Genomic DNA, 13,255 nt, shown 5'->3' on the forward strand with positions numbered 1-13,255 from the left:
TCCATGCCTGTGCCCTAGATCACTCTTGACGTGCCCCTTGGGGGCCTCGATATTTGGCTGACTTTTGTGAAGGCCATGTGGAAAACGGGGCGGGTCTGTGACTGGTGGCATGTGGCGTCGAGCGCGTCACGGTGTGTGCGTGACGGCTGTGCTGTCCGCTATGTTGAGCGTGGTTCCAGCGCTGAACTCGCAGGCAGCGGCGTCGCCTTCCCTTCCGGCCCCCTTGGGTTCGCCGGAGCTCCGGGCTTCGGCCGCCGCTGTGGCGTCGGGCGAACGTGTGGAAGTGGTGGAGGAGCGCTCCGAGCGGGAAACGGTCTTCGCCAACCCGGACGGGACGACGTTCACGATGGAGAAATCCATCGCTCCGGTCCGCGTGGCTCGCCAAGGGAAGTGGGTGGAACCCGACCCGACCCTGGTGCGACATACAGACGGGTCGGTCGGTCCTGCGGCGGCCGCTGTGGACCTCTCATTCTCCGGCGGGGGTGATGGAGCGGACCTCGTCACCATCGCCGAGGGCAGACAATCCGTATCGCTCGGCTGGCCCGGTGCACTGCCCGCGCCGCGCCTCGACGGAGAACACGCGGTCTACGAGAACGTACTGCCGGACGTGAACCTGGTCCTCACCGCGACGGTCGAGGGCTTCAGGCAGGTGCTGGAGGTGGAGACGCCCGAAGCAGCAGCGAACCCGGCACTCAAGGCAATTGAGTACCGATTCGGCGCGGAGGGCCTGAAGATTCGCGCCGGCGTCGGCGGGGGAGCGGACGCGTTGGACGGCAACGGCCGACCGGTCTTCCGTTCGCCCGCTGCCCGGATGTGGGACTCCGCTGGTGACAGCGCTGCCTCCGCTCCTGTCCAGCGGTCGCTCCAGCGTGCCACTCCCGTCGGACCCGGTACGGGTGAGCCCGTACCGGTCGGTCCCGTGGAGGAGACGGACCGATTGTCCGGCCCGGGGCCTGGTGATGCGTCCTCGGTGATGGATCTTCGCTTCACGGACTCGACGATGACGGTTGAGCCCGACGCCGAGATGCTGTCCAGCACCGAAGAGAAGGACTTCCCGCTCTACATCGACCCGCCGGTTGATCTGGAGGACTCCGAGCGCACGGTGCTCTCGTCGGACGGTGATGTGTTCTGGAACTTCTCCGGTGGCAAGAACGGCATGAGCGTCGGCAAGTGCGGTTCGGCGGTCATCGGAGGCGTCTCGTACTACTGTGGCAACGGCTATGTGAACCGCATGTACTTCGAGTTTTCTCCTGGAAAGCTGAAGGGCAAGCACGTCCTGGACGCCACCTTCGCCGTCACGGAGACGTGGTCGTTCTCGTGCGACGCGCGCTGGGTCGATTTGGAGCGTACGAACAACATCTCCTCGTCGTCGAAGTGGCCCGGCCCGAAGAAGCTGGACCAGATGGGGGACCGTAAGGTGTCGGCGGGCCGTGGCACCCACTGCTCACCGTCCCAGCCGCGCGCGCCCATCGAGTTCCACGACTACGCGCCGGAGCCCGACGAGAACCTGACGCCGACCGTCCGCAGTTTCGCCGACGGGAAGATCTCCCGGCTGACGCTCATGCTGATGGCCAAGGATGAGTCCGACACGATCGCGTGGAAGCGGTTCGACGACGATGCCGTCCTGAGCGTCGACTATGTGGGCAAGCCGGCCAAGCCCAGCAACATCGGTCCTGTGGTGGGCGCGTCCCACGACTGCAACACGGTCGAGTCCGCTCCGGCGATCGTCACCGACGCCACTCCGGACCTGACGGCGACACCTCAGACGGCGTCCGGCGGCGAGTCCGGCGCGAAGCTGCGCGTGGCCATGGACGTGGACAAGAAGCAGAGCGACGGCACCTGGGTCAACGCGATGAGCGAGGCCGTCCGTCCCAGCAGCGGATACGTCGGCGACAACGTGAAGGTCACGTACACAGCCCCGACCCTGCCGGAGAACACACTCCTGCGTATGCGTGCCTGGACACGGTCCCACTACGGTTCCGAGTGGCTGGCCGGGCCTTCCAACGGCTCCACCACGGGTTGGTGCTACTTCAAGATCGATAGTCAGGCGCCGAAGCCGCCGACCATCACGTTCAACAGCACCGGGACGGACTCCTACACACCCTGCACGCCGAACGACTGCGTCCCCCACGGAAAACCGGGCAAGGCAGGCTCCTTCACGCTCGGCCCGGCGCCCGGCGACGTGAACATCGCCTACCGCTACAAGCTGACCAGCGGTTCCTACAGCTCGGGTTGGTCCTCCTACTTGCCGGGAGCCACCGCGAAGATCTTCCCGGTACCTCCTGTCTCCGGCACGATGACCCTGCATGCCGAAGCGAAGGACAACTACCTCCCCGGCGCCGGCAACTCCGTCGAATTCGTGGTCAAGGAAGGCGACGGGCCCGTCGCCCGCTGGAACTTCGCCGAGGCGTCCGGCGCAGCCCTGGACACCTCTACCGCTGATCCGAGCCTGGGCGACAACGCCGACCTGACCGGTGGAGCGACCCGCACCGACCAGGGACGCCGGGGCGAGGTCACTGTCACCCCCGCGACCGAGACCGCGCCTGCCGTCAAGACCACCGACAGCGGCCTCAAGCTGAACGGCACCACGTCCTACGCGGCCACCACCGGACCAGTCATCGACACCCGAGCCTCCTACACCGTCGCCGCATGGGTCCGAATGGACAACCCGACGCGCAACGCCACCGTGATGGGCCAAGACGGCGTCAACCGCAGCCCCTTCCTATTGGGCTACGAGCACAGCCTCAAGAAGTGGACTTTCCGCGAGGCCACCGTGGATGCACCTGCGGGAGGAAGCTGGCCGTACGAGCGTGTGGTCTCCAAGAACGAGGCGGTGCCGAAGGTCTGGACTCATCTCGCGGGCGTCTTCAACGCCGTCGACAACACCATCAGCCTCTACGTCAACGGCGAGCTGCAGGCCTCCACCGCCTTCACCACGCCCTGGGCCGCCAACGGCCCCTTGCAGATCGGCCGCGTCCACTGGTCGGGCGTCTACACGGACTACTTCCCCGGAGTGATCGACGAGGCAGCCGTGTGGCAGGAGGCCCTGACCGGGCCGCAGGTGGCGCAGGAAAGCGCTCTGCTAGCCGCCGACGGCAAGGCCTCGGTCGAACTCGTCGCCGCGTGGGAACCCGCCGGAGCGCAGGGAACGTCCCTGACGGACAGTGTCTCGGGTTACGGCCGTGCCCTGGCCCTTTCTTCGGGCGCTTCGCTGACCGATGAGGGACTGGAGCTGGACGGCACCGCCGGAGCGGGTACGACACCCGGGCCGGTGGTGGACGACTCAGGGTCCTTCACCGTCACCGCACAGGCCGTGGTCGACGGGGCGAAGATCCTGACGAAGCCGAACGGCTACAAGGCACAGGTTCTGGGCCAGCGCACCGCGACCGGCTCCTCCTGGAGCCTGTGGTTCGAGAAGACCGGCACGAGGCAGGAACCGGAATACGACGAGAACGGCGATCCGGTCGTCGACGAGAACGGCAACTTCAAGACCGTCACCGTTCCCGTCGGCCGCTGGAACTTCGGGCGCCTGACCGCGGACGGCAGCGGCACATCCGTGCAGAGCATGGAAGAAGCCCTGGTGGATTCGGAGACCCGCCTCACCGGCGTCTACAACGCGCAGGACCGGACGATCCAGCTGTATCTCACGTCCGACCAGCAGACCAGCGACGGCGTCGCCTACTCCGCACAGATCGGAACCGGCGAACTCGCGGCCGGCAAGGGCTATCTCGGATCCTGGGGCAACTTCCTCCCCGGCCGGCTCAACGACATCCGCCTCTGGGCGGGAGCGCTGAGCGACAGCGAGCAGGTCTCCGACGTCGTCGGAACCTGAGCTCCACCAGCGCACCCCGCACTCCGCACTCTCGGGCGTGACCGGCTCCGTACGCGCCGGTCACGCCCGCACCCCCGCACTCCACCCTGCTGTCCCGCCCGCGAGCGGTTCGGCTGCCGCTCCCGGAGAGAAGACGTGTCCGTGTCCCGATCCCTTCCCGCCTTCCTGAGGCGCACCACGCCAGGCCGCTTCGGCTCCGGTGGCACTCGGCGGTTCCGCGTACCCCTGGTCGGGGCATTGGCGCTCGCCCTCTCCGTACCCGCCGGCCTCGCCCCGATGGCGATGGCCGCGGACCCCCTGGGACGTCCCGACGTTCCGGCGCCCCGGATCAGCAAAGTCAAGGCCGTCCCGGCCCTGGGGACGAGCAAGGCGCGCGAGCGGGCGGCGGAGAACAAGGCCCTTAACGCCCGGCAGGCGGCACAGGCCCGCAGCGAGCACGCGGCCCGCTGGCCCAAGCCGTCACGGAGCGACCAGGAGATATCCGGGAAGCGGGGAACGGCGGGCGCCGGACCCGTGTCCCTGTTCGCGCCTCGCCCTTCGAAGGCCTCCTCCCGTGCCGCGAAGCCCGCACCGGCCGCCGCCGGCACCGCCAGCGTGAACGTCCTCGACCAGAAGACCGCTCGCGGCGCGGGCGTCACCGGTGTGGTGTTCACCGCCGCGGTCGACTCGCCGGGCAAGGCCGGGCTGACCGTCGACTACTCCTCCTTCGCCGACGCGATCGGCGGAAACTGGGGCTCGCGCCTCGGTCTAGTGTCACTGCCCGCCTGTGCGCTGACCAGCCCGCAGAAGCGGGAGTGCCGTACACAGACCGCCGTGCCGTCCCGGAACGACACCGTCGCGCAGACCCTCTCCGCACAGGTGGTCGTACCCCGGGCTGCCGCCAGGAGCGGCACGTCCTCGGCGGCCGTCTTCGCCGTGACGGCGTCCGCCACCCCGGCGTCCGGCGCGGGCGACTACAAGGCGACGCCACTGGCCGCGTCCTCCAGCTGGGAGGCCGGCGGCTCGTCGGGAGCGTTCAGTTGGTCCTACCCCCTCAGCGTGCCGCCCGCCGCCGCGGGACCGGCGCCCTCGCTGTCGGTCTCCTACGACACGGCCAGCACCGACGGCCGGACCTCGAACACCAACAACCAGGGCTCCATGCTGGGTGAGGGATTCGATCTCACTTCTTCCTACATCGAGCGCAAGTACGGCTCGTGTGATGGTGACGGCCAGGATGACAAGGTCGACCAGTGCTGGAAGTACGAGAACGCTACTTTGGTCCTTAGTGGCAAGGCCAATGAGCTGGTCAAAGATGACACCACTGGCGTGTGGCGCTTGAAGAACGACGACGCCTCCCAGGTCACCCACGAGACCGGTGCCGCCAACGACGACGACGGCGACGACATCGCCGGTGGCAAGGGCGACGGCAAGGGCGAGTACTGGAAGGTCACCACCGGCGACGGTACGGTCTACACCTTCGGTCTGAACAAGCTGCCCGGCGCGGGGACGGAGCGGACCAACTCCGTTTGGACGGTCCCCGTCTTCGGCGACGACTCCGGCGAGCCCGGATACTCCTCCGGCACCGGCTTCTCCGGCCGTGCCAAGACCCAGGCGTGGCGCTGGAACCTCGACCTGGTCACCGACGTCCACGGCAACGCCTCCACCTACTGGTACAAGGCGGACACGAACCACTACGCCAAGAACGGCGACAAGACCGAGCTCGCCGAGTACACCCGCGGCGGCTACCTCCAGGAGATCAGGTACGGCCTCCGCTCGGACACCCTGTTCACCGGCAACGCATCCGGGAAGGTCTCCTTCACCTACAGCGAGCGCTGCACCGCCGACGACTGCTCCGCACTGACCGAGGACACCGCCAAAAGATGGCCTGATGTCCCCTTCGATGCTATCTGTACGGCCAATGAGACTGACTGCCTCGCCACGGGGCCGTCCTTCTTTACCCGCAAGATGCTCACTTCCATCGAGACGCAGGTGTGGTCCACGGCCGCCGAGCCCGACGCGTACAAGCCGGTGGACAGCTACGCGCTCGCCTACCAGTTCCTGGACGGCGGGGACATCGGCAACCCCTCGGACAAGACGCTCGTCCTCAAGTCGCTCCAGCGGACCGGTCAGAACGGCGGATCCGTCACCGTGCCGCCGGTCGAATTCGGCTACCACATGCGGCCCAACCGGGTCGACGCCACGGACAACATCCGCCCGCTGACCCGCCCGCGCATCAACACGGTCACCACGGAGACCGGCGCGATCACCACGGTTACCCTCTCCGACCCGCAGTGCGTCCGGGGCAGCAAGATGCCCAAGGCGGAGGACGACAACAACCTCTCGTGCTATCCGGTCTACTGGCCGGCCAACGGCGGCGAACCGATACTGGACTGGTTCCACAAGTACAACGTCCTCGCCGTCACCACCTCCGACCCCGCGGGCCAGAACCCCGCGGTGGAGAACTCGTACACCTACGAGAACCCCGGCTGGCACTACAACAACGACCCCTTCACCCCACAGGACGAGCGGACCTGGTCCAGCTGGCGCGGATACCAGAAGGTCACCACGTACACAGGGGACACCGACCACCCGCAGTCCAAGACGGTGCGCCTGTACATGCAGGGCATGCACGGGGACAAGCGCCTCGACGGCACGACCCGCAGCGCCCAGGTCCTGGGGATCGACGTCGCGGGCCTGAACGCGTCCGACGCCACCGACCTGGACGTCTACTCCGGGTTCCTGCGCCAGGAGATCACCTACAACGCCGCGGAGCCCGTCTCCGTGTCCTTCAGCAACATCTGGTACCAGCAGACGGCGAGCCAGCAGCGTTCGTACGCCAACACCAAGGCGAACTTCGTCCGCACCGCGCGGACGTACCAGAACACCTACCTGCCCGTCAGCAACACCTGGCGGCGCACCAGCACCACGCACACGTACGACACCACCTACGGCATGGTCACCCGGACCGACTCGAGCGGCGACATGGCCAAGTCCGGCGACGAAACCTGCGCACGCACCTGGTACGCCCGTAACCCCGCCAAGGGGCTGACCAACCTCGTCTCCCGTACGCGCGTCGTCGGCTCCGCCTGCCTCGACTCGGCTGGGGCGACTATCACCGACGACAAGCTCAGCCTCCCGGCGAGCTCCGCGGTTCGGGGAGACGTGCTGTCCGACACCGCGGCCGTCTACGACAACGCTTCCGCGACCGGCTGGACCGCTTCCCAGACCCCGACGCGCGGGCTCGCGACCTGGGCAGGCAGAGCCAAGGCGTACCCGGTAGTCGCCGGAACCAATGACCGTCATCCGGCCGCCAACGGTGGCTGGCAGACCGTCACGAAAGCCACCCATGACACCCTCGGCCGCCCGCTCGCGATCACCGATGCCAAGGGCTACATCACTTCCACCGCGTACTACCCAGCGACGGCCGGCCCGCTGACCTCGACTATTATCTCGGCACCAAAACTGACCTCCAATGGACAGGTCCACAAGGCGTATTCGTACCTGGATCCGGCGCGCGGATCGGTCACCAGTACGCTCGACGCCAACCTGAAGAAGACCGAGAACACCTACGACGCACTCGGCCGCCTCATCGCCACCTGGGCGCCGAACCGGACCAAGGGCATCGACACACCCACGGCGAAGTACGACTACAACTTCGCGCGAGGCAGCCAGCCCTGGACCTCCGTCAGCACGCTCAGGGCCGACGGCCAGACCTACCGGACCAGCTACGCCATCGCCGACGCCCTGCTGCGTCCGCTCCAGTCCCAGACCGAATCCCCGCTCGGCGGCCGGATCCTCACCGACACCCGTTACGACGCGCGCGGACTCGCCTACGAGACGTACGCGGACATCTACGACAACCTCAAGGCCCCGAACGGCACCTACACTCGCGCCTCCTACGCCCACACCCCGGCGCTGACCCGGACGACGTTCGACGCGGCGGCCCGGCCCACGAAGACCACGCTCACCGTGTTCGGAGCGGACCGCTGGTCGACCACCACCAGCTACACCGGCGACTCGACCGCCACCACCGCGCCCCAGGGCGGAAACGCCTCGCGCACCATCACCGACGCGCTGGGCCGCACCGCGGAGACCCGCACCTACGGGGGCGCCACCCCGACGGACACGGCGTACGGGGCCGCGACCGGTACCCCTTACACCCGGGTGAAGTACGACTACACCCGGGACGGCAAGCCGTCCGTGATCACCGGCATCGACGATGCCAAGTGGAGCTACACCTACGACCTGTTCGGCCGCGAGGTCACCGCGACCGACCCGGACAAGGGCAGCACCAGCACCCAGTACACCGACCTGGACCAGGTCGGCCTCACCAAGGACGCGCGCAACTCGAAGCTGCTGTACGCGTACGACGAACTGGGCCGCAAGACCGGCCTGTGGCAGTCCGAAAAGTCGGACGCGAACAAGCTCGCCGACTGGACCTACGACACGCTCCTGAAGGGCCAGCCCGACGCCTCCACCCGCTACGTGGGCGGAGCCACAGGAAAGAAGTACAAGAAGCAGGTCACCGCATACGACACGCTCGGCCGCGCCACCAGCACCGACGTCGTGCTGCCAGCCGATGACCCGCTGGTCACCTCCGGGGCCGTCACCTCCACCCTCACGTTCGGAACGGCGTACCTCCCGGACGGGAGCATCGCCAACACCAAGGAGCCGGGAGCCGGCGGCCTCGCCGCTGAGATCGTCTCGCCCAAGTACAACTCCACCGGCCTGGTCACGGAGCTCTCGGGCACCAGCACCTACCTGCTCGGCGTCTCGTACTCCGCCATCGGCCAGGTCGAACAGCTCTCGCTGGGAGCGGGCGCGAAGAACACCTACATCACCAACAAGTACGAGCCGGGTACCGGCCGACTCACCCGCAGCCATGTCACGGACCAGACCCACCCGTACATGCTCCAGGACCTCAACTTCGCCCGGGACGACGCCGGCAACGTGTTGTCGATCCTCGACCCCACGACGCTCGGCGGCACGGCCGAGGCCGACAACCAGTGCTTCGCCTACGACGAACACCGCCGCATGACCGATGCCTGGACCCCGAAGTCCGCCGACTGCGCCGCCTCCGGCCGCACCACGGCCAACCTCGACGGCGCGGCACCGTACTGGACGAGCTACACGTACAACAGCGCGGGCCAGCGCAGCACCGAGACCACCCACACCGCGACCGGTGATGCGACCACCGGCTACGAGTACAAGACGCCGGCCGGCCAGCCCCACCCCCTGGTGAAGACCACCGGGGCGAAGGCCGCCACGTACGGCTACGACCTGGCGGGCAACACGACCACCCGCCCCGGCACCCAGGCCACCCAGACCCTGGCCTGGAACTCCGAGGGCGAACTGGCCTCCACCACCGAACCGGCTACCGGGACCAAGCCCGCGCTGGGTACCGGCTACCTCTACGACGCGGACGGGGAACTGCTAATCCGCCGCGCGACCGGCGACGGGGACACCGTCCTCTACCTCGGCTCGACCGAGGTACGCCTCACCGTCAAGGGCACCGCGAAGACGGTCACCGGCACCCGCTACTACAGCGCCGCGGGTCAGACGCTCGCCGTCCGCACGGCCACGTCGGGCACGGTCGGCACCAAGCTCAGCTTCCTGGCCGCCGACCACCACGGCACGAGCAGCGTCGCCACCGACGCCACCACCCAGGCCGTCACCAAGCGCTACAGCACACCGTTCGGCGCACCGCGCGGCACCAAGCAGACTTCCTGGCCGGACGACAAGGGGTTCCTTGGTAAACCCATTGATGCGACAACAGGCCTGACTCACATCGGAGCACGCGAGTACGACCCAAATATTGGCCAGTTCATCAGCATTGACCCGATCCTTTCACTCGATCAGCACCAATCGCTGAATGGCTACGTTTACGCTAACGGAAATCCCGTCTCTCTGACGGACCCGTCGGGGCTCAGGCCTGACGGAGCCTGCGGAGGAAGTAGTTCATCGTGTAACGGCGGGACCGAGAGCTGGTCTAAGACGGATACTTCTTGGACCGTTGACTACTCGAAGCCGGTGAGTAATAACACGGATGGTTCTACTACCTATTACAACAGCAGTTACACCATCGGAAAGGGAGGGTGGTCTGGAAATTCGAAATCGGGAGGCCCTTCGCTGATGGCGGGCTCGCTGAGTGCGGGAATGGTGGCCCCACCACTGGCGCGACCGGCAATGAAGATAATTCCGGCGATCCTGGGCAAAATGACACAAGATATCAGTGTCGACATGGATGAAGTGTGGAAGAAGTTCTACGATGTCCCGGAAGGGTTGACCGAAGGTCAATGGGATGAGGTGGTTGACAGCTGCAAAACGTCTCAAGGCCTCAGCGAGGGTGGCTGCAGAAGGCTGCCTGTTTTCGTTGTCGACGGAAAGCGCACGCCTAAGATCGCCATAAATGACAAGTCTGCGATCGATAGCGGCCACCCCTTCCTGCTACACTATCTTGCCGATAAGAACAAAACTGCACAAAATCGAGAATTTGCTGGCTGTCGAAGTTCGTGGCAAGGTCCGCAGAGCTGTGACGAGTACCCCTTCGCGAGCACCAAGGAGGGCGGAATTGGCGCGCAGACAATGCCCGTCCCATTTAAGCCCGAACAGATCATTCAGAGGAATGACCTGGCGCGTTTCTATAAGATCAACCGAATGGGCAAGGGTGACCCCTTCCTCGTGACGGTTATCAATGTGAAGAACAAGCACGGAATTTATGTAGCAGGATGAGGTGCTCCTCGTGAGTGAACTAGCGTTTCAGGCAACAATTCAGGCCGGGATCGTGTCTTTTCGAGACTTCGGCACCGACGACTATCCTGTCATCGAAACTGGAGAGGAGGATTTTCTTTTCCTTCCAGGCAGTCTCACCGTCATGGGGGAGAGTGACGCAGATGTCAATGTCGAAGTTCATACGGGCTGGAAAGCAGTTCCAGGCGCAGAGCTCCTCTTTGACGGAACAATGATTTTTGCCTCAGGCGTGCTTAGCGTTTCCGAGCCGGAGGATCCTGACGAAGTCTCACTGCAGCTTCCGCGGGCGGGGGAGTGGAAGGTTCGGGTTTATCGCCGGCAGCAACTGGATAGCCAAGACGTGTATTACGTCTTTGACCGAAATCAGTGGCAGAAAGGTTAGAGTAGGGATCTACGATGGGAAACCCGCAATCTCTGCCCGCCGCCCGTGCAAGGCGTCCAAGGCCCGGAGTTGCGCAGGGCGGTGAGCGTCGCACGGAACCGGTCGACGGCGGCCCTGTCTATGGGGGATGGTGCCGGGGCGCCGCAGCGGCGGATCATCGGGGGCCCTCCTGCTCGGTTCTGGAGCTGGCCGGGCGGAGGTAATGGTCGGTGGTGTTCACGAAGGTGCCGTGGACTGAACTCGCGGGTCGCGGTGAGCTCCTCAGTGGTGGCGTAGGTCACGCACCGTGCAGGCCAACGTGACCCATACGGTCGGCAGCGGGCGATCGTATGGGTCGTCGGGCTCGGGGACGGGCAGCTGCTGGAGCGGGGACGGCGAGGGCGAGTGAGCGGGTGCCCCGCTGGTGGCTGTGGTCGATGCGCAGGTGGCAGAGCTGGTGGGCGACGAGCCGGTTTTCGTCTCGCACGTCTTTGGGGGTGTGGTTGAGCTGGGCGGTGGTGAGCCCGACCACGGCCCCATTGTCCGGGTGGATCTCCTCGTGGTCGGCGGGCAGCGGCCGCCCGCACGCTGGAATCGGATCCGCGCTGATCTGGGGCCAGTCGTGCGCGTAGCGGTGCAGGCTCTCGGGACGGATGGGCAGGGCGGATCCGCTATTCGCCGCTGGCGGCCTGGCGGTGCTCGAAGGCTTCCAGCAGTGCGCCCAGGTCGTTCGGATCGGGCGCGGCGCCGACCCACGTGCCACCCTCGATGAACACCTCCACGCCGGTGGTATCGGCGTCGAAGTAGCAGACATACGACCCGTAGCGCTCGATGACGGCCATGGCCGACGGCGGCCGACTCGGACAGCTCCGGCGCGGTCTCCAGCACGGCGGAGCTCGGTGACGACCAGCCATATCGGCTTGCCCAGCGTGTGGGCAGCCGGTGACGCGGAGCATGTCACCGGGAACCAGGTCATGGATGTGGTGCGAGTCCCGGCCCTGACGGTGCACAGTTCCTCCTGCGCCTCGCGCTGCGCGGGCTTCGAGTCGCGGCGCTCGGACAGCTCGGAGAGGTCGGCGGTGATACGGGCGGCTGCGGACCGAGGCGGTCGGGTGCCCGGCCGCCCGTCGATCAGCTCCTGGAGCGAGCCTGTGTCGAGCCCAGGAGCACGGTGCCTGCACAGTGAGACGGACTCTGGGGCGTTTCGAGAAGGGGAGAATACGTTTCGGGGCTTCGAAGCCCGTGCCTGTGACCTGCGGCTTTGGGGTTTTAGACAGATCCCTCCCCGCGGGTGCGGGGAGCAGGGACCGGTCGGTCAAAGCCACCCGGAGTCTGCGGGACCATCCCCGCGGGCGCGGGGAGCAGGAGCCTTCACGCCCTCGGCAGGGGAGCGGTCCAGGACCATCCCCGCGGGCGCGGGGAGCAGCGCCCCGGACCCTGCGGTCTGGAGACGCTCGGGGGCGAAATCGGACCATCCCCGCGGGCGCGGGGAGCAGACCGGCCCCCACGCGCCTTTGTGGTTCCGGTTGGGACCATCCCCGCGGGCGCGGGGAGCAGGACGGCGCCCGCCGGCCTTTTGGTCGGCGGGCGGGACCATCCCCGCGGGCGCGGGGAGCAGCTCGACCGGGCCGACCGGCCTCACCGGTCCTGGGGACCATCCCCGCGGGCGCGGGGAGCAGTTGCTCAGCTGGGACGGCTTGGTGCGCGGGGCGGGACCATCCCCGCGGGCGCGGGGAGCAGTCGACGGGTTCACCCTCGGCATCGACGAAGACGGGACCATCCCCGCGGGCGCGGGGAGCAGGGACGCGGCGCGCCGTCACCGGGCTGACCCCGGGGACCATCCCCGCGGGCGCGGGGAGCAGGGTCCTCCGTAGGGCGGCGATCTGTCGGTCACGGGACCATCCCCGCGGGCGCGGGGAGCAGCTGCTCGGCGGTCCGGTGGTACCTACGCTTGTGGGACCATCCCCGCGGGCGCGGGGAGCAGGTCCACGCCTCGACGGACCCCGGATTCGTCCCGGGACCATCCCCGCGGGCGCGGGGAGCAGTTCCCTGCCGCCTCGTTCGCGACCTTGTTCAGGGGACCATCCCCGCGGGCGCGGGGAGCAGCCCTTTTTGCCGTGCGGCTGCCCGGGTTGTCCGGGACCATCCCCGCGGGCGCGGGGAGCAGTCCGCGTGCTCTGCCGCATCGGCGATTAGCGCGGGACCATCCCCGCGGGCGCGGGGAGCAGGACAACGAGGCGTTGCTCATCGAGGGCGCCGAGGGACCATCCCCGCGGGCGCGGGGAGCAGACCCTCGCGAGCCGTGCGCAGAAGGGGCAGACGGGACCATCCCC

The 13,255-nt window shown here is 67.2% G+C and carries 4 protein-coding genes and 1 CRISPR repeat array (1 of these 5 cut by a window edge); of the genes, 3 read left to right on the plus strand and 1 reads right to left on the minus strand.

Annotated features, from left to right (window positions below; genetic code table 11):
* The first annotated feature begins 457 nt into the window (after nucleotides 1-457).
* From CR470_RS01320 to CR470_RS39015, 3 genes are all read left to right on the plus strand, one after another.
* Nucleotides 458-3,832, plus strand: coding sequence for a LamG domain-containing protein (locus tag CR470_RS01320; RefSeq protein ID WP_306667780.1), 3,375 nt, complete (start codon nucleotides 458-460; stop codon nucleotides 3,830-3,832).
* A gap of 141 nt (nucleotides 3,833-3,973) precedes the next feature.
* Complete coding sequence (locus CR470_RS01325; RefSeq protein ID WP_143663737.1) at nucleotides 3,974-10,543, plus strand: RHS repeat-associated core domain-containing protein; 6,570 nt, start codon at nucleotides 3,974-3,976, stop codon at nucleotides 10,541-10,543.
* A 10-nt stretch (nucleotides 10,544-10,553) separates the two neighbouring features.
* Entirely contained in the window at nucleotides 10,554-10,943 is a 390-nt protein-coding gene (locus CR470_RS39015; protein WP_143663738.1) for a hypothetical protein, read from the plus strand.
* A 650-nt stretch (nucleotides 10,944-11,593) separates the two neighbouring features.
* Here the strand turns inward: CR470_RS39015 and CR470_RS39225 are convergent.
* Complete coding sequence (locus tag CR470_RS39225; protein ID WP_179892082.1) at nucleotides 11,594-11,764, minus strand: hypothetical protein; 171 nt, start codon at nucleotides 11,762-11,764, stop codon at nucleotides 11,594-11,596.
* A 433-nt stretch (nucleotides 11,765-12,197) separates the two neighbouring features.
* A CRISPR array of direct repeats spans nucleotides 12,198-13,255; the repeat unit is 29 nt; unit sequence GGGACCATCCCCGCGGGCGCGGGGAGCAG (it continues 811 nt past the right edge of the window).

Origin of the sequence: Streptomyces sp. rh34 (assembly GCF_002551245.1) — a bacterium.
Taxonomy (GTDB): Bacteria; Actinomycetota; Actinomycetes; order Streptomycetales; family Streptomycetaceae; genus Streptomyces.

What these genes read in the sequence shown, in the direction of transcription:
- CR470_RS39225 (WP_179892082.1), bottom strand. Translation starts at nt 11,764, where the DNA reads ATGGCCGTCATCGAGCGCTACGGGTCGTATGTCTGCTACTTCGACGCC.